General features: G+C 34.3%; 14 protein-coding genes. All 14 read left to right on the forward strand.

Annotation, left to right across the window (positions count from 1 at the left end):
- Nucleotides 1-63: 63 nt before the first annotated feature.
- The 14 genes from PHF10_04230 (at nucleotide 64) to PHF10_04295 (ending at nucleotide 18,297) form a co-directional block, all read left to right on the forward strand.
- Nucleotides 64-1,176, forward strand: a complete 1,113-nt coding sequence (locus PHF10_04230) for a HEPN domain-containing protein (protein ID MDD5534928.1) — start codon at nucleotides 64-66, stop codon at nucleotides 1,174-1,176.
- 25 nt (nucleotides 1,177-1,201) lie between these two features.
- Complete coding sequence (locus PHF10_04235) at nucleotides 1,202-1,819, forward strand: hypothetical protein (GenBank protein ID MDD5534929.1); 618 nt, start codon at nucleotides 1,202-1,204, stop codon at nucleotides 1,817-1,819.
- Between the two features lie 51 nt (nucleotides 1,820-1,870).
- Entirely contained in the window at nucleotides 1,871-2,626 is a 756-nt protein-coding gene (locus PHF10_04240) for a hypothetical protein (GenBank protein MDD5534930.1), read from the forward strand.
- A gap of 20 nt (nucleotides 2,627-2,646) precedes the next feature.
- Nucleotides 2,647-3,372 (forward strand): ribonuclease HI family protein, encoded by a 726-nt coding sequence (locus tag PHF10_04245; protein ID MDD5534931.1) that lies wholly within the window; start codon nucleotides 2,647-2,649, stop codon nucleotides 3,370-3,372.
- 391 nt (nucleotides 3,373-3,763) lie between these two features.
- Entirely contained in the window at nucleotides 3,764-5,335 is a 1,572-nt protein-coding gene (gene xseA / locus PHF10_04250; GenBank protein MDD5534932.1) for an exodeoxyribonuclease VII large subunit, read from the forward strand.
- Nucleotides 5,336-5,344: 9 nt separating this feature from the next.
- Nucleotides 5,345-5,551, forward strand: coding sequence for an exodeoxyribonuclease VII small subunit (gene xseB / locus PHF10_04255; GenBank protein MDD5534933.1), 207 nt, complete (start codon nucleotides 5,345-5,347; stop codon nucleotides 5,549-5,551).
- Nucleotides 5,552-5,628: 77 nt separating this feature from the next.
- On the forward strand, nucleotides 5,629-6,882 hold the full coding sequence (locus PHF10_04260; protein MDD5534934.1) for a hypothetical protein: 1,254 nt from the start codon (nucleotides 5,629-5,631) through the stop codon (nucleotides 6,880-6,882).
- Between the two features lie 282 nt (nucleotides 6,883-7,164).
- A complete protein-coding gene (locus PHF10_04265) occupies nucleotides 7,165-7,605 on the forward strand; it encodes an NUDIX domain-containing protein (GenBank protein ID MDD5534935.1) in 441 nt (146 codons plus the stop codon).
- Between the two features lie 9 nt (nucleotides 7,606-7,614).
- On the forward strand, nucleotides 7,615-8,079 hold the full coding sequence (locus PHF10_04270) for a GNAT family N-acetyltransferase (protein MDD5534936.1): 465 nt from the start codon (nucleotides 7,615-7,617) through the stop codon (nucleotides 8,077-8,079).
- 14 nt (nucleotides 8,080-8,093) lie between these two features.
- On the forward strand, nucleotides 8,094-9,737 hold the full coding sequence (locus PHF10_04275) for an NAD+ synthase (GenBank protein MDD5534937.1): 1,644 nt from the start codon (nucleotides 8,094-8,096) through the stop codon (nucleotides 9,735-9,737).
- Nucleotides 9,738-10,099: 362 nt separating this feature from the next.
- Nucleotides 10,100-11,497, forward strand: coding sequence for a PQQ-binding-like beta-propeller repeat protein (locus tag PHF10_04280; protein MDD5534938.1), 1,398 nt, complete (start codon nucleotides 10,100-10,102; stop codon nucleotides 11,495-11,497).
- Between the two features lie 513 nt (nucleotides 11,498-12,010).
- Nucleotides 12,011-15,376 carry a DUF5018 domain-containing protein gene (locus PHF10_04285; GenBank protein MDD5534939.1) on the forward strand — a complete coding sequence of 1,122 codons (3,366 nt, stop codon included), beginning with the start codon at nucleotides 12,011-12,013 and terminating at the stop codon, nucleotides 15,374-15,376.
- Between the two features lie 31 nt (nucleotides 15,377-15,407).
- Nucleotides 15,408-16,679 carry a hypothetical protein gene (locus PHF10_04290; GenBank protein MDD5534940.1) on the forward strand — a complete coding sequence of 424 codons (1,272 nt, stop codon included), beginning with the start codon at nucleotides 15,408-15,410 and terminating at the stop codon, nucleotides 16,677-16,679.
- Nucleotides 16,680-16,815: 136 nt separating this feature from the next.
- Nucleotides 16,816-18,297, forward strand: coding sequence for an ATP-binding cassette domain-containing protein (locus tag PHF10_04295; GenBank protein ID MDD5534941.1), 1,482 nt, complete (start codon nucleotides 16,816-16,818; stop codon nucleotides 18,295-18,297).
- The last annotated feature ends 73 nt before the right edge of the window (nucleotides 18,298-18,370 follow it).

Raw genomic sequence — 18,370 nt, forward strand, 5'->3', positions numbered from 1 at the left:
ACCTCTTTAAATTGAATAAATACAAAAATCTGCTATAATGAAAACAAAGTTTAGAAAATAAATATGACAAAAATATATTTTACAAGATATTTTATAGAAACTCCTAACTCTGTTGGTAATCGTAGAAATATAGAATCAGGTAAGATTTTGGGGTTGAAATTTAAGCTAGGTAGTAATGAAATATCTTTCTATGATCATGATAAAGGTCTTTCTTCTGATTGTTATATTGAAGCAGACTCCTTGAACGATGCTGAGAATAAATCGAAGGTTTTTATAGAAAACATTTTAAACTTAATTGATCTCTCAATGTCATCTGCCTCAGCATCTCCCCAATTTATAACATCTTATAATGCTTCTTCTAATTTGCCCATCAGAGAATATAAGCAAATTTTATATGTTCCTATACGAGAAAGAAATATCGCAGTGATTGATCAAGATTTCTTCGGCAAATTATTTAACCTTCTTGATAAAAATAAAGACAAAAGAACGGAAATGGCTATATCTTGGTTAAGAAAGGGGTACCTTGAGCAAAAACATGTTGATAAATTTATTGCTTTTTGGACTGGATTAGAATCTATAAATGAGTTATTATGTGATTTATTTATTATTCCTCAGGAGGAAAGGAAATTAAAATGTAAAAAATGCGGTGAAGTCCTTCATCCAATTACAACCGGAATTAAAAAATTATTTATTGATGAGATAAAAATTAACGATAAAAAATTTGAAGATATAAGAAAAGCAAGGGGCAAACTTTTACATGGTGGTCCATTAGATAATATTTTTATTAATGAAATTAAAGAATATAATCCTATTGTTAAAAAAACTTTAATAGTGGGATTAGGTAAATTATTAGGGATGGAAGGAAAAGATATAGATAAAATAATTAAACAAAAATCTAATTTATATAATGAAACAATCAGATTTATTATTAAGGCGAATTTAGTAAATTTTGAACCGCCCAAAATTAACGAATTTGGCAAACAACCTAAAATAGATTTAATTGAGGAAAATTTATTAAATCGTATAATAGATAGCAAAGGAAAACTGAGTTTAAAATTAGAAACAACGTTAAAATTAAATGCCAATTTTAATAATATAACCTTTGAAGTATGGGGCGAGGATAATACTTGTATAAAAAGTATCAAGATTGATGATATCAAGAAAGTAACTGAATAAACAATAGAAAAATATATTAAGTAATATGACCATAGAAAATTCTTTAAAACATTTAGAATCTTTAAAAGAAAGTTACATCAAGATAACCAAGGAGATGCTACAAGCGAATAATGGTAATTTATACTCATTTGATTTGTTTATTCTTGGAATAATCAAGAGGTCTATTTTGTTGACAACGGGATTTTGTACATTAGTGCGACAGAATAATTTTTTAAGCGCAGCCCCGCTTATTCGATTACATCTAGACAATCTATTACAGATGCACGCGGCTTTTATTGTGAAAAATTCAGATGATTTTTCGTTTAAAAAGATAAAGGGAGAGCAAACAAATAATTTAAAAGACTTAAAGGGGAATAAAATGACGGATAATTACTTAGCAATGTCACTCTCAGAAATAAAAGAAACTTCGTGGGTTTTAAATTTATACAAAGAAACATCAAAATTTGTGCACATCAGTGATAAACATATTTTGAGTGTAGTAGAGAAATTAGATGAAGGCGGTGTTATTGATTTTGTTATTTCAGATAAACAAACAATCCCAGAGAAACACGCCACTGAAGCTGCACAAGCTATGATAAGTATTACTGAACAATTATTTCGGTATGTGTATGGATGGATACATGTAAAAAATAAAAAGTCATAAGTGTTTTATGGCTGACTGGCCAACAAAAAATAATTAAATAATTTAAGACATATGAATATACAAAAACCATTTTATAAGATGTTTAGGCCAAATAAACAGAAGGATGGATATTTTGGGGATTACGTTATTGATTATAGAAACATTTTGGATTGGAGTTCCCCGATTAGGGCCTTTAATTTAATAATTGAAGATTTTAAAAAAATTTGTGAATATATTGATCCAAGTGATGAGAATACTGCGGTTTATTCTCATAGATTATACGAAATATTTATTAGAACTTGCACGGAATTAGAGTCCAATATGAAGGCAATATTAAAGGCAAATGGATATGTAAAAACTGGGAGATGGTGGGATATGACTGATTACAAAAAGTTAGAACCTGTATTAAAATTATCTGATTATGAAGTGTTAATAAATTTTTGGAACAATGGTAGGGGAATGAGTGGTGGTTGCGTCCCTTTTAGAAATTGGGCACAGAGCAAGAGTGGTATACTAGTTTGGTATCAAGATTACAATAATGTAAAACACTCTAGGGAAGAAAACTTTCATTTAGCTTCTTTGGGTAATTTACTTGACTCAATCTGTGGGTTATTTATAATTTTGTTTTCTCAATATGGTGTTCAAATTTTTAATCCCTACCAAATTGTAAAGAGTTATGACGAAGATGATTTGGGTAAAATAATTTCTAAAGATTCCTTTATATTTAGTATCAAACCACCCGAATGGCGCGAAAACGAAAAATACGATTTTGATTGGGATATAATTAGAGCAGAGAAAAATCCTTTTCAGGAGTTTAAATCATTTTAAAAAAATAGTAAAATAAATTTATGATCGAAATATATTTTGATGGTGCTTGCGAGCCAGTAAATCCCGGTGGTACTGCAAGTTATGGTTATTTAATTAAGAGGGACAATCAAATTATTGAGCGCGGTTCAGGTATTATAGGCAAAGGAGAAGGAATGACAAACAATGTGGCCGAGTATTATGGTTTGATCGAAGGAATAAAAGCTCTTAAAAAATTAAGAATTGAAGAAAAGGTAATGATTTATGGTGATAGTAAAATGGTGTGTTGTATTGTTGCGAAAGAATGGGGATGGAAAAAGAAAAAGACGGTATGGATGCCCCATGAAACAGCTTTACATTTAAAAAAGTTACTTGATGAAGCCTTAAAATATTTAGAGGGTATGGATTATAATATTCAATGGGTGACGAGAGAGAAGAATCAAGAAGCTGATGATTTATCGAAAGAACCACTTATTAAAGCGGGTATTATTAAATCTATTTACCCTAAATATAATTTTACAAAGAAAATAGATAAAGAAAAGGAAAAGCATATCATTAAATCTAAAATTAAGAAAAAACCCCAAGAAGGGGATGCTTGTCCTAAAAATTGTGGTGGAATTCTTTATTGGGCAAACAGCAAAATGACCCCCAAAAAAATGCGGAGGATTTATCATTTTGAAAAATGGCTTAAGTGTAATAAATGTAGGACTGTTTTCTTTGATGAAAAATATAAAATTATTCATCAAAATGAAACTAAATCATTATTTTAGTACTTCTCTTATTTTGTTTATTTAAAACAATAGTGAGTAACGCGGTGGGGTAGACTAACTTCTCGGATTCAAATCCGGTATATAAACATATCCAGTTTGTCTTTGAATTATGGTTCTAACGTCCTCTACGATGCGGAGCCAAAAAAATAACCGCTTATTTAAGCGGTTATTTTTTTATATCCATCGTGGAAGTTAGAACTTGTTTTAAATTAGAAAAACAATTGATTGATAAAAAGTCAAATTATGATATAATAAAAAATAAGTGTACGGACAGCTGTCCTGCCTTACTAAATCAATTTTACAATACAGACCTTTACTGAACTGACTAAAAAATGTATTGGTATTTGTTCGTGGATAGAAAAGTATAATAATAGAATGAATAATCTAAAAAATGGATAATAACTTATTACAAAAATTAAAAGATTGGCGGAAAGCGAAAGCTGAGGCAGAAGGAGTCCCAGTTTTTAGAGTTTTTTCTAATGCTGTCATAGAAGCTATTGCTCAATTTAAACCAAAAGACAAAGAAGCTCTTTTCTTGATAAAAGGTATCCGTGATAGAAAATATAATAAATATGGTGAAGCTATATTGGCTTTAGTTAATGGAGGGCAAGAAGGGCCGGAATTTTTTGCGGATAATTTTATAAAAGACGAAGAAAGTAAGCCATTTTCAGTTAGTGACTATCTTAATTTTCTTAATAATCAATTGAGTAAAGATACAGCGCGAATTCAAGGAGAGATTAGTAGTTTAGATATAAGAGACAAAGTAGTTTACTTTTCTTTAAAAGATTCTAAAGATGAAAGTGTTATTAACTGCCTTATTTGGAAAAATGTTTACGAATTAAACGGAGTTGAATTTGAAGTAGGAATGGAGATTATATTAAGTGGTTGTCCAGATATCTATAAACCCAGTGGCCGTTTATCATTTAAAGCTTCGTCTGTAGAATTAGTTGGTGAAGGGGCATTAAAAATTGCATATGAAAAACTTAAAGCGAAATTACAAAAAGAAGGCTTATTTGATGAAGCAAGAAAGAAACCTATTCCTTTATATCCTAATAAGATTGGCTTAATTACTTCGAAAAGTGGTGCTGTGATAGCAGATTTTTCTACTAACATAGGAAGATTTGGATATAAAATATCTTTGATAGATTCAAGAGTTGAGGGTCAGTTGGCAACAGAAGAATTATTAAACTCTATAAAAACATTTAGAAATAAAGATATTGATGTTCTTGTTATTATTCGAGGTGGAGGTTCCATGGAATCTTTTTTACCATTTAATAATGAAGTTCTTATTAAAGAAATAGCGAGTTTCCCCGTCCCAGTTCTAGTTGGAATTGGACACGAAAAAGATGTTTCTCTTTTGGCATTGGCGTCTGATATGATGTTTTCTACACCCACAGCCGTTGCCAATTATCTAAATGAATCATGGGAGAAAGCAGAATCAGTAATAATCTTATCAGAACAAAAAGTCTTTAGAAAATTTCAAAATACAATTCAAGAAAATAAAGATTATATTAGAGACAGTTTGGATATAATGAAAAATACTTTCCAAAAAATATTTAATGATTTTTCAAAGGCCCAAGAATCATTAAAAATTGGCTTTAAATCAATTAAGGATCAGATGGTTGATATTGATAGAAGAATTAATGGAGTTCTTATACCAGTATTTAGAAAAATAAACTTTTCCATATCAGGCATTAGAAATAACATATCCGATTCCATTATAAAAGAAATTTTTGAAGGATTTATAGATGCTAAAAATAAAATTAAGGAATCACTAATATCATATCAAAAACAACTCATCAATAATAACCCTAAAAGACAATTAAAATTAGGATATAGTATCGTAACAAAAAATGGTCGAATTTTGAAAACAACCAGTCAAATACAAAAAGGAGATATTGTTAGCGTTGGATTAAGTGAGGGCGTATTTGATTCAGAGGTCAAAATTATTAAAAATAATTAATATAAAAATATGACAGATCCAAAAATTAATTTAAAAGAGTCATTAGGTAGGTTAAATAATATCGTTGAATGGTTTAATGAACAAGAAGAAGTAGATGTTGAAATTGGTTTAGAAAAAGTTAAAGAAGGAGCAGAGCTAATAAAAGTTTGCAGAAAAAGATTATCAGAAGTCGAAAATGAGTTTACGGAGATACAGAGAGAAATAGACAAAGAGTAATTTTTAAGTGGCAGAAAGAAATTGAGCAGGAGCTTGTGGAAATGTTCTAAAATAGGCAAATTATAAACTGAAATTTTATGAATAAACATACAACAACAATTATTCCTATTGAGCCATGGCTTTATCATTCGCCTAAACTAAAACTCAAAGGATCAATTATAGATATAGGATTAATATGTGAATCTTTAATTTATTATGAAAAAATATTTATTAATATAGATATCCTTTCTAAAAACTTTTTATTTAATGAAATTATAAAATGGTTTAAACAACAGGATGCATATAAAGATTTTTTACGACTTTTGGACGAGGGTATTATAAATTTTGTTTATCATTCTTTTTTTACATCTCCTATTTTTGATCCTAGAAATAATACTTATAGTATCTGGAATCTTGAGGACGAAGAATCAAAAGAAAAAGATATTTTTAATTCTAGAGTTTTATATAACGATGAATTGAATAAAATAATTAAAGGAAGAGAAAGACAACAACTATATAGAGTAATTGAAAATAAAGTCATTGAATTTAGGGCAGACAAATTCAAAGATGCAGTTGAAAATGCTAGAGCTGATTACGAAAAAGTAGATACTTGTAATATTATTGTTCAAAGTTTTGTTGATGAATTATATAAAGAATTTGATTTCGGAAAACCACCTGTTATAAGTAGTAAAATAAATAAAATGGGAGAAAAAATTAATATTTCCTGGAATATTAATTTTGATGAATTAAATAAAAAAACGAATAATAAATTTAAAATAAATCCAGGGATTCCACTTCATGGAATTGCTCATTGCAACAGGATAATTAAAACAGCGTCGCTTATAGAATCGGATATATGTTTGGGAGAAGTTATGAGCAGTTTAGTCAATAATAAATTATCTGAAATTAACTTAAAGAATAATGATAAAGTTTTGAATATTATTAAAGAATTAAATCAAGAAGTAGAATTTCCAGATATTAGGGGTTTGGTAAATAATAACTTAATAACCTTTAAGGATATTCTTGAAATCCGGAAAAAAGCATTGAAGTTTAGGAAATGGCTACAGTGTGAAGGAGAAAGAGATAGGGATGCAATAATTGCTTATCATAACGAGGTGGCAGAGGAAGCTAAATTAGAAAAATTTGGCAAAAGTATTTTATCGTTAACAGGTGTAGTGACAGGAGGATTAATAGGGACAATTGGTGGTCCTATTGGCGGAATAGCGGGAGCAACGATGGGGTATGGAGTAGATAAATTTATTTCTTTAATAAATCAAGAATGGAAGCCAATAGTTTTTGGAAAATGGCTAACAAAGTATTCTGATAAAATTCAAAAAACGAGACATCCATAATTTCCTTTTATATTGTCTCATTTTGTTTGTTTGAATCCGACCCGTCCCTGTCAGTAGAATCATTAGGCCGACCCTCAGGAACGCTTGCGTGGTCTAGATGCGAAAGCGTTCTGAAACCCGAGAGGGGAGCCAAAAAATAACCGCTTATTCAAGCGGTTATTTTTTTATACTCGTTGTGGAAATTAGAACTTTTTTAATGAAATTGACAAAAGTGAAAAAATATGCTATTCTAATAATAGATAAATAATCAATTAAAAGATTTTTTAAATAAAAATGATACATATGACGCTACAAAACAAAGTAAAAGATAACGAAGGTTCGGTGATGAAGGGCGGAGGAATTGTTGCTAAAAAAGAAGATGGCAAAATTTATATTCTGATGCTTTATCGCGGCAATCATGAAGACTGGTCATTTCCCAAGGGCCATACAGAACACGGCGAAACTGTTCAACAAACGGTTATTAGAGAAGTGGAGGAAGAAGGTGAAATAAAATCAGAAATTATCAAAGAAATTACTCCCTTTAAATATTTTAATACTAACAGCAATGAAGAAATTATTTGTTATATGTATTTATTAAGACCAATATCCGGCGAGATCAAACCGGAGTATAAAGGCGATAAGGTGGAATGGGTGCCATTGGCAGAAGTCGGGAAAAGAATCAGTTACGCAAACCTTAGGGATTATTTTAATAAAATCGTTGGAGAAGTGGTTGATTTAATTTAAATTTTTTATATGATTAAATTTCGTCCGCATTCCAAGGAGGAGATACCGTTTCGACTCAAATGGCTTAATGATAAAAAAGTCGTTAATTTTATTTTTGATAATTTTAAACAACCTACGACACTGGCAAAACAAAAGGTGTGGTTTAAAAATTACGAAAATAATCCTTGTAAGAATTTTTTTACGATTTTAAACGATGATAAACCTATTGGTTTTATGGGTTTATCAAAAATTGATACGAAAGAAAAAAGAGCAGAAGTTTTTATTTTAATCGGAGAAGGGGAATATCGTGGTAAGGGCGTAGGCAGAATTTCCATGAATTATCTTATTGATATTGCTTTTAAAAAATTGAAACTCAAACGTTTGATTTTAGAGGTTAATAAGCTGAATGATCCCGCCATTAATCTTTATCAGTCGCTTGGTTTTAAAAAAACAAAAGAAAAAGGCAAGGAGATTGAAATGATATTAAAAAAGTAGTATAATTAAAAAATATGAAAATTGCCATTTGTCAGTTAAACCCGACGATCGGGGATTTCAAAGGAAATCTAGCCAAAATGAAAAAAGCCTTGTCTCAAGCGAATAAAGAGAAGGCCGATTTGGCTGTTTTTTGCGAACTTTTTATAACCGGCTATCCGCCGCGCGATTTTTTAGAAAAAAAAGAGTTTATTGAAAAAGCCGAACAAGCCAATCAAGAGGTTATTATATTTTCCAAACAATATCCTCAATTAGGCATTCTTTTCGGCAATATCACGACTCGCAAGGCGAAGACCGGCAATCAGCTTTATAATTCGGCTATTTTGGTTCATGGCGGAAAAATAGTTTTTCAACAACATAAATCTTGCTTGCCAAGAAGAGATGTTTTTGACGAGCCGAGATATTTTGAACCGACCTCCGAAATAAAAATGTGCACTTTTAAAAAAGAAAGATTGGGTATTTCCATTTGCGCTGATATTTGGACCGGTCTGCAATGGTTGGAACAGGAATATTCATCAGAACCGTTGAAAGTATTGGCGAAAATGAAACCGTCTTTATTTTTAAATCTTTCCGCTTCGCCATTTTATGCCGGAAAAGAAAAAATCAGATTTAAAATTTTACACGACCAGGCGAAAAAATATAAACTTCCGATTTTTTACGTTAATCAAGTCGGAGGCAATGATGAATTGATTTTTGACGGTCGAAGTATGGTGGTTAATCAAAAAGGGGAGTTAGTTGATATTTGTCCGGCTTTTAAAGAAATTGTCAAAATTGTTGATACGACAAAATTTAATCAGACGATGGTTTACAAACCTGATTTGGAAATGGAAACTATTTATCAAGCTTTGATTTTAGGTCTTAGAGATTATGTCCAAAAAGTCGGTTATAAAAGCGTGATTCTCGGATTTTCCGGAGGAATAGATTCCAGTGTTACCGCCGCCTTGGCCGCGGAAGCTTTGGGTTCAAAAAACGTTTTTGGCGTGAGCATGCCTTCTTCCTATTCTTCGAAGGGCAGCAAAACAGACGCTCAAAAATTAGCGAAAAATTTAGGCGCTCATCTTGAAACAGTTGCTATTGCTAAAATTTATGATGCTTATTTAATTGCCTTGAAAAAACTTTTCGGGAAAAGCGACAAAGTGGTCGTGGCGCAAGAAAATATTCAAGCCAGAATTCGCGGAAATATTTTAATGGCTTATTCAAATAAAAATGGTTATTTGGTTCTTTCTACCGGAAATAAAAGTGAGTTGGCTGTCGGGTATTGCACTTTATATGGAGACATGAGTGGCGGACTGGGAGTCCTTTCCGATTTGCCGAAAAATAAAGTTTATGAATTGGCTCATTACATTAATCGAAATAAAGAAATAATTCCGAAAGAAGTTTTAGAAAAAAAACCTTCGCCGGAATTAAGACCGGATCAGTTAACCGAGAAAGATCTTATGCCTTATCAAATTTTAAATCCGATTATGGAATTTTATGTTGAAGAAAAACTTTCAACCAAAGATATTGTTAAAAAAGGATTTGACGAAAAAATAGTTAAATGGGTTATTCATAAAATTGACCGCAATGAATTCAAAAGAAGACAGGCGGCGCCCGGTTTAAAAGTAACCAATAAGGCCTTCGGTATGGGCCGTAGAATGCCGATCGCGGCTAAATTTGATTGATATATTATTTAAAATAGTGCGTAAAAACGAGCTTTTCGGCTCGTTTTTACTATAATGGATTTTGTCCACCAAAAGGGCTCTTGACCCCCTCACAAGGAAAATTATTGTCTTTTTTAAAAATTACGATTTAATTAAGTATAAACTTAAAATAAACATCTAATCTTAAGATATGTATATAAAAGAACAAAAGACAAGTAATTTTATAATTTTCCCCATGTGAGGGGGTTGACAAAAACCGAAAAATCTGATATTATAATATTAAATAATATCCGAGTTATAAAGATAACTTATGGATATTCCCTACACGAGGGTAACGTGGATAGAAGAAAGAAGGTCTTTACAAAAGACAAAAGGAGGAAAAGATGAAAAAAGTCTTTTCATTTTTGGCGATAGCTGCAATTCTTTGCAGCTCGATGGCTTATGGTACCTGGCCAATGTTCCAAAGAAATGCAAAACACGATGGAAGTGGACCAGCCGGACCGGAGACAAATAATGTCAGTTGGTCTTTAAATTTAGGGACCACCTGCGGATTATTTTCTTCACCGATCAGTGATTCGTTTAATGGTGATGAAAGAATATTTCTCGGCACCCAAAAGGGTGTGTATGAAATAAGTTCTCAGGGAGGTCTGATTCAAAAAATAGATACCGGTTATGGAACAGAAGTGTCAGTGGCTGTCCATGATAGTACGATTTTCTTTTGCTCTAAAGATTCTTTGATTAAAAAGAATCTGACAGACAGCACAAAGAATTGGTCATATTATTTGGGAGCCAACCCTTCGGCACCAACTATTTTCGGCGGAAATATTTATGTTTACGCCAATAATAAACTCTGGTGTTTTGTTGATACCGGACTTAGCTGGGTGACCGTAACTTTAGACAAAGGAAATGATAAAAGCGTTTCACCGGCAGTTGATGACAGTGGTAACATTTATGTTGCTACTCTCTCAAATCCGGCCGCTTATTATGATTTTCTTTTATATGTCTATAATCCAAACGGAACAATGAAATGGGGATATACAGCCTTAACAGGTGAACCAACGGGTGTTCATGGAACACCAACAATTGGTCCTCATGGTGAAGTTCTAGTTTGGACTTATCCAACACAGAGTTGGCCTTCAAGTCTGTACTGCATAAATGAATCAGGGAGACTTTGGCAAAAATCATCGCCGAAAATTCGTTATTCAAGTGTAGGAATATTTGGAGACACGATTATTTATTGCGGAGATAACGGAATTACGGCTTGTCTTTTGTCTGATGGTAGCACTGTTTGGAACTATGCTTTAGCAGGTCCGATCACAATTTCTTCCCCAGCCATTGGTGCTGATGGAACAATTTACGTCGGCAATGATGCAGGCAAAGTTTTGGCAGTTTCCAAAAATGGAACTTTGTTATGGGAATATGACACCAAACAAGGACCTCTTGGAAGCCCGTCTATCGGTCCCAATAAGACGCTCCGCATCAATTCTTTAAGCGGCATATTGTATGTTTTTAAACAAGCAGTAGGGGTCGCAGAAAAAGAAAAAATTGAAAAAATGGTAACAGTGTCTCCGACCGTTTCAGCCACTAACTTTGAAATTCAAGCTCCGGAAAGAGCTATAAAGAAAGTGTATGATATAGCCGGTAAACTGGTTAAAACCATAGGGAGCTCAAGTTGGGATGGGACAAACGAATTAAACAAGAAGTTATCGAACGGAATGTACTTTATTAACGTAAGCGTAGGTGGAGCTACGGTTACGAAGAAGATAATATTGATGAGATGATCTTATCAATCACAAGGCAGGTGTAAAATTACACCTGCCTTTTTTATTCTTTAGAAAGGACTATTAAAGAGTGGGGGAATAGCTTATCCACAGCAGAAGGATTGACCCCCTCACAAGGAAAATTATTGTCTTTCTTAAAAATTATTACCTCCTTAAATATAAGTCTCTTAATTAAAATAAAATCAGTATATATATAAAATAATAAGAAACAATCAATTTTTATTGCCAAGCGAGTGAGGGAAAAGAAAATTTATTTTCTTTTCCGAGCGAGTGCGGGCAACACAAGGTTAATATCTTTTATAATTTTCCACATGTGAGGGGGTTGACAAAATGTTAATTTTTGTTTTATCCCCAAAAAGGGGGCTTGACAAATTCTCATTTTTATGATATATTATATAAATAAATAAAAGGACAGACCTATAACATAGATTTAAAGCTCTTTATAGCAATAATGTAAAATCAAGAAAATATAATTTATTTCGCATAATTAATTTATTTTAAATGTTTATCATTATGAAAAATATGAAAAAGTTAAGTTTATTTCTCACAGTCTGTTTAGCAAGTTTTATTATCTTAGGCAATTCTCCATTGCCTGCTTTTGCATTAACTGAATTTAACACAGTGTATGTTTCTACAAACGTAGAAATAGGGGGTACTGTTTATCCTTATTTGGCAACTGTTTATGCCAGTGATGCAAGTTCTGTTAAAGTAATCGTGGAAGATCCAAGAGGAACTCAGTTTGAAAATGATTTATCTATGCATCAGGGAACAACATGGTTTGGTCCGATATCAATTTCACCTAATAATGAAGGAGGACTTTGGAAAGTGGCAAGAGTTGATATTGTAGATAATGGAGGCGCGTCTACTTCTTATTCCGAACAAACCGATCCGGGTATTTTTGCCATGTCCGGCACAACTTTTAATGTTTATAATTCACCCAAATATATTGATTCTTTTACTTTTGAAGGATTAAATCCAGCGGTTGCCGGTGTTATTAATGAAGAAACTCATAAAATTACCGCAACTGTACCTTCTGGCACGGATTTACTTACACTTGCGCCAACCGTCGTTTTTCACGGATCATCTATTAGTCCGATAAGCGGTACTGCTCAAGATTTTACCGATTCAGTTGCTAACCCGGTAATTTATACTGTGACTGCGGAAGATAATGCAACCAAGGATTATGAAGTCACTGTTAATGTGGCGGCTAGTACTGATAAAGCGATTACTTCTTTTACTATTCCAGGTCAGGTAGGCGATACAACTATAAATGAAGCTGATGAAAATAATTATACTATTAATTTAAATATGCCTCATGGCACGAAGGTAACTGCTCTCACCCCAACCGTTATTATTAAGGGTAATGAAGTTGAACCAAAATCGGGCATAACTCAAAATTTTGCTAATCCACGAGTTAAATATACAGTTACATCTGCGGTTGATTCCGGTGATACTCAAGATTATTTCGTTACCGTAAATGTTCTTAATAGAATTGATGATACACTACCATATCTTAATAATGACCAGAACAACCCTGATGGCGTGACAATTAATCCATCAATTATACATATAGGAAATTCTGTCACCGCAACTGTCAAAGCTCATGATGTGGGATCGGGTGTTGAATTTGCTAAAGTAACTATTGCCAGTCCGTCAGGAAATCAAACAGTTGAGTGCACCACTCAAGACTCAGAATTCTCTTGTGATTTATTAATTCCATTAAATGGCGAGCTTGGAATTTGGGAAGTAAAAAAACTTGATATTAAAGATTACGCGGGAAATATTGCGCATTTTAATTATCCAGAAGGTAATCCTTCCAAACTTCCTACATTCACTGTCACCAGTTCAGCCAAAGATATTACTTCTTTCAGTTTCCCGGAAGGCGTAGGTGCTATTACCGGAACTGATATTGCCGTGACTGTCCCATTTGGAACACTTCCTTTACTTACTCCGACAATTACGGTTTCCGAAGGAGCAACAGTCAGTCCTTGGAGTGGAATACTTCAAGATTTTACCGACCCGGTAACTTATACTGTTACTGCGGCCGATTCTTCCACAAAAGTTTATACTGTGACTGTAACTGTCGCAGCCAATCCAACCAAATCAATTACATCTTTTAATTTTAATGAATTAAATCCGGATGTTATTGGTGTTATTAATGAAAATAACCACACTGTCGCTTTAACTGTTCCTTTTGGAACAGACGTGACAATGTTGACACCAACCATTGCTATTACCGGATCATTTATTAATCCATTGAGCGGCATACCTCAAGATTTTACCAATCCGGTAACCTATACTGTCACTGCCACGGATATGACAACTCAAGATTATACTGTCACTGTTGCTGTGGCTCCTAGCCCGGCGAAAGCGATTACTGCTTTCAGTTTTGTGGCTCCGGAAGCCAATGGCGTTATCAACGAAGCCAATCACACTATTGCCGTTACTGTTCCTTTTGGAACTAACGTGACAATGTTGACACCAACCATTACTATTACCGGACAATCAGTTTGGCCGATAAGCGGCACTGCTCAAGATTTTTCAATTCCGGTTGATTATACTGTTACTGCGGCTGATATGACAATTCAAACTTATACTGTTACGGTTGTTGTCGCCGCCACCAGTTCTGAAAAAGAAATTACATCTTTCATTTTTAATGAATTAACTCCGGCAGCTGTTGGTGTTATTAACGGTGATGTTATCACAGTAATTGTTCCGTTTGGAACCAATGTGACAATGTTGACTCCAACCATTGCGCATACCGGATTATTTGTTAATCCATTCAGCGGTATAGCTCGTGATTTTACAACTCCGCAAACTTATACTGTCACGGCCGCGGATTTTTCACAAAGAGTTTATACTGTGAATGTTACTGTGGCTCTTAATCCGGCCAAAGCAATTACTGCTTTTACAATTCCTAACCAAGTAGGTACTACAACTATCAATGAAGCTACTCATAATATTCATTTGACTATGCCGTTTGGCGCAGACGTGACAATGCTTGTGCCGACCATCGTGCATACCGGATTATTTGTTAATCCATTAAGTGATACTGCTCAAGATTTCACCAGCCCGGTAACTTATACTGTTACTGCTGCTGATTCTTCTACTCAAGCTTACACGGTAACTGTTGCCGCAGCCACCAGTTCAGCTAAAGCAATTACTTCATTTATTATTTCTGATCAAGCAGCGGCTATTAACGAAACCGATCACACGATCACTTTAACCATGTCTTATGGCACGGTTGTGACCGCGCTCGTTCCGACTATCACGGTTTCTGCCGGAGCAACGGTTAATCCCGCTTCTGGCGTAGCTCAAAATTTTTCCAGCCCGGTAACTTATACTGTTACTGCTGCTGATAATTCCACTCAAACCTATACTGTTACCATAACTGTTAGAGGCGGCGGTGGAGGCGGAGGCGGCGGTGGAAGTTCTTATACTTACAGCTCTGCCAAGGCAATCACAGCTTTCAGTTTTGATGGATTAAAACCAATCGTAGGCACTATTAATGAAACAAATTATACAGTTCTTTTGGTTGCTCCTTATGGCACAGACGTAACTCATTTAGTGCCGACTATCACGGTTTCTGATAAAGCAAAAATTTCTCCAGTTTCAGGTGTTGCTCAAAATTTCACCAATCCTGTTGTTTACACAGTCACTGCCGAGAGCGGCGCAATGCAAACTTATACTGTGACCGTAGCCTTTACTCAAAATATTAAAACAGGTGATATTAACAAGGATGGAAAAGTTGATAAATATGACTTCTCAATATTGATGGCAAATTGGGGACAGACAGGTTTAAACATTTGCGATGTCAATACTGACAGCAAAGTCGATAAATATGATTTCTCATTATTAATGTTAAATTGGTCTCTATAAGAATAAATAAATAATTATAAATATGAAAAATATGAAAAATATAAAAATGAAAATTGTATTATTGACAACTGTCCTCTTATTGTCGGTTGCCGGTTTTATCGGAACAGCAGATGCTGCCAGTACTTTCTTGTACGTCTCTCCGACAAACGTCAGCAAAACTGCCGGAAGCGTATTTAACGCAACCGTAGGACTTAATAATGCCGGTGATAAGGTTTGCACCATTGAAGGTACTTTGGTTTTTAACAATTTAACTTGTCAGGGCATAACTCTTTCAAGTGGTTTGCAAGCGTTATCTTCTCCAAGTTGTTCAAGTCCTTATTTCTTAATCGGTATACCGAGTTGTACAGTGTCGGATAGAACATTAATGACTGTATCTGTTAAAGCGGAAAATGCCAAACCGTCTTCAATCAGTTTCAAAGGTGTTGATATTATCGGTGAAGGAACTTCAGTTTCTAATACTTCCGTAGCCGGAAATTATAATGTCGCTCCTGTTGTCAAACCGACTCCTGTTGCTCCGGCTCCTGTCGTGAAAGAAACTCCTAAAACAACTCCGAAAACTACAACTCCTTCAACAAAAAAAGAAACCACGCCTGCTCCTGTTGTAAATTCAGCCAAAGCTATTACTTCGTTTGACTTTGCAGCTTATGCGGTCGTAGGTGCTATTAATGAAGATACAAAAACAATCGTGGCCACCTTGCCCTATGGCACTGATGTCACCGCGCTTGTTCCAATGATTACTACAACCGGAAAATCAGTCAGCCCGGCTTCTGGCGCGGCTCAGGATTTCTCTGATCCGATCGCTTACACAGTCACGGCTGAAGATAAATCCACTCAAACTTATACTGTTGCCATAACCGTTGCCGCTAATCCGGCTAAAGCAATCACTGATTTCAGCTTTAAAGGTTTAGGCGCGGGTGTTATCAATGAAACAAATCATGTCATTACCGTAACCGTTCCTTTTGGAACCAAGGTTAACGCTCTTACTCCGACCATCGTTATTAACGGAGTGGCGGTCAGCCCGGCTTCCGGAATGACGCAAGATTTCACTCATTCAGTTATTTACACTGTTACCGCTGCCGACGATACAACTCAAGCTTATACTGTTACCGCAACTGTTGCTGCTAAAAAAGTTGCGAAATCAAGTTTGTTGGGTTCAATGGCAAATGTATTATCTCTCGGAACCGGTAAAGTGTGGTTAGGTGTAATAGTGACTTTGATCATACTCGGTGTTATTGGCTACTTCATTCTTAAAGGAAAAAAGAAAGTTAAGAAAGAAGTAAAACAAGAACCGTTGATAAAATAATTAAGTTTTAATTGAACCTCGGAAAGGCGGATGAGATTTTCATCCGCCTTTCATTTTGTTAAAAATATTTGACAAATTTTTAAAAATTTGCTAATCTATTAAATCAAGCATTGCAATTATATAATTTAAATTTTTTATGGCTGAAGAAGTAGTTTTGCGTTTTGATAAAGTTATTTTTGAATATGTCCATAAAAAGCCCGTGTTGAACGAGGCCAGTTTTAGCGTGCGAAAAGGCGCGAAAATAACTTTAATGGGTCAGAACGGATCGGGGAAAAGCACGATTTTTAATTTAATTAAAGGAGATATCAAACCGAAGGGCGGTCAAATATCGGTTTCTTTGGGTGCTACGGTAGGTATTGCCAGTCAAACTATCAACAGAAGTGATTTGGATTTAAGCATAGAAGATTATTTTTCCAAAGCTTTTTCCATTGTGCCGGCTGATTTGCGCAGTCAGATAGCCAAAGTTATGGATGCGGTTAATATGTCCATCGGCCCCGAAGAAAGCAGCGGAGCGATCAGTTTGAAGAGGCGAGTCGGCGATCTTTCCGGTGGCCAACAAGCTCGGTTATTATTGGCTTTTGCCATGATTAAAAATCCTGATATTTTATTATTGGACGAACCGACCAACAATTTGGACAAAGAAGGCATTGATCACTTGTTGGGATTTTTGATTATGTATCCGAAAACCGTGATTGTTATTTCTCATGACGCTGATTTTTTAAATTGTTTTACCGAGGGCGTAATTTATCTTGATATTTTTACGCATCAGACAGAAATGTATTTGGGAGATTATTATTCAGTGGTTGAGGAAATTTCAAAGCGAGTGGAAAGAGAACAAATGAAAAACGCTCAATTAAAAAAACAAATTCTTGATCGCAAAGAAAAAGTTAATTTTTTCGCCAATAAAGGTGGAAAGATGAGAAAATTGGCCAGCAAGCTTCGCGAAGAAACAGAAGAATTGGAAGAAAATATGGTTGATGTCAGAAAAGAAGACAGGGTCATCAGAAAATTTTCAATTCCGGTGCAGGAAGATTTAATCGGCAATATCGTGGAAATCAGATCTGTCAAAATTTTTAAAGATAATAAACTGGTTGTCAAAAAAGTTAAAAAAGATATTAATAAAAAAATTCATCTCTCGGTGGTCGGGCCGAATGGAATCGGCAAAAGCACTTTTTTGCGCTCGCTGGTTTCGGAAAAACACGAGGGTGTCAAAATCGCCGACGATATCAGAATCGGTTATTACAGCCAGGATTTCTCAAATCTTAATTTTCAGGAAACCGTACTTGATTCATTGAAAAATGTTGTGTTTGACAATTCGGATTCCCAACATTTGCGAACAGTGGCGGCCGGATTTCTTTTAACAGGGGATATTATGGATAATCTTATTTGCGAATTATCCGAAGGGCAAAAAGGACTTTTGACTTTTGCTCGGCTTGTTTTAATGCGGCCCGGTTTATTGATTTTGGACGAGCCGACCAATCACATTAATTTTCGTCATTTGCCTTTAATCGCCGAAGCAATTAATAATTTTCACGGACCTGTTATTTTGGTCAGCCATATGGAAAAATTTGTTGAATCATTGAAAATTAACGAAGAACTTGATCTAGGCAAATTATAAACAATAACCTTGTAAGGGGGTTGACCCCCTCACATAGTAAATTATAAAAATTACTGTCTTTCGTTTTTACATA

The organism is Patescibacteria group bacterium (genome assembly GCA_028716665.1).
Taxonomy (GTDB): Bacteria; Patescibacteriota; Patescibacteriia; order UBA2591; family JAQUPP01; genus JAQUPP01.

What these genes read in the sequence shown, in the direction of transcription:
- PHF10_04235 (MDD5534929.1), top strand. Translation starts at nt 1,202, where the DNA reads ATGACCATAGAAAATTCTTTAAAACATTTAGAATCTTTAAAAGAAAGT.
- PHF10_04280 (MDD5534938.1), top strand. Translation starts at nt 10,100, where the DNA reads ATGAAAAAAGTCTTTTCATTTTTGGCGATAGCTGCAATTCTTTGCAGC.
- PHF10_04230 (MDD5534928.1), top strand. Translation starts at nt 64, where the DNA reads ATGACAAAAATATATTTTACAAGATATTTTATAGAAACTCCTAACTCT.
- PHF10_04240 (MDD5534930.1), top strand. Translation starts at nt 1,871, where the DNA reads ATGAATATACAAAAACCATTTTATAAGATGTTTAGGCCAAATAAACAG.
- PHF10_04295 (MDD5534941.1), top strand. Translation starts at nt 16,816, where the DNA reads ATGGCTGAAGAAGTAGTTTTGCGTTTTGATAAAGTTATTTTTGAATAT.
- PHF10_04260 (MDD5534934.1), top strand. Translation starts at nt 5,629, where the DNA reads ATGAATAAACATACAACAACAATTATTCCTATTGAGCCATGGCTTTAT.
- xseA (MDD5534932.1), top strand. Translation starts at nt 3,764, where the DNA reads ATGGATAATAACTTATTACAAAAATTAAAAGATTGGCGGAAAGCGAAA.
- PHF10_04245 (MDD5534931.1), top strand. Translation starts at nt 2,647, where the DNA reads ATGATCGAAATATATTTTGATGGTGCTTGCGAGCCAGTAAATCCCGGT.
- PHF10_04290 (MDD5534940.1), top strand. Translation starts at nt 15,408, where the DNA reads ATGAAAAATATAAAAATGAAAATTGTATTATTGACAACTGTCCTCTTA.
- xseB (MDD5534933.1), top strand. Translation starts at nt 5,345, where the DNA reads ATGACAGATCCAAAAATTAATTTAAAAGAGTCATTAGGTAGGTTAAAT.
- PHF10_04275 (MDD5534937.1), top strand. Translation starts at nt 8,094, where the DNA reads ATGAAAATTGCCATTTGTCAGTTAAACCCGACGATCGGGGATTTCAAA.
- PHF10_04270 (MDD5534936.1), top strand. Translation starts at nt 7,615, where the DNA reads ATGATTAAATTTCGTCCGCATTCCAAGGAGGAGATACCGTTTCGACTC.
- PHF10_04265 (MDD5534935.1), top strand. Translation starts at nt 7,165, where the DNA reads ATGACGCTACAAAACAAAGTAAAAGATAACGAAGGTTCGGTGATGAAG.
- PHF10_04285 (MDD5534939.1), top strand. Translation starts at nt 12,011, where the DNA reads ATGAAAAATATGAAAAAGTTAAGTTTATTTCTCACAGTCTGTTTAGCA.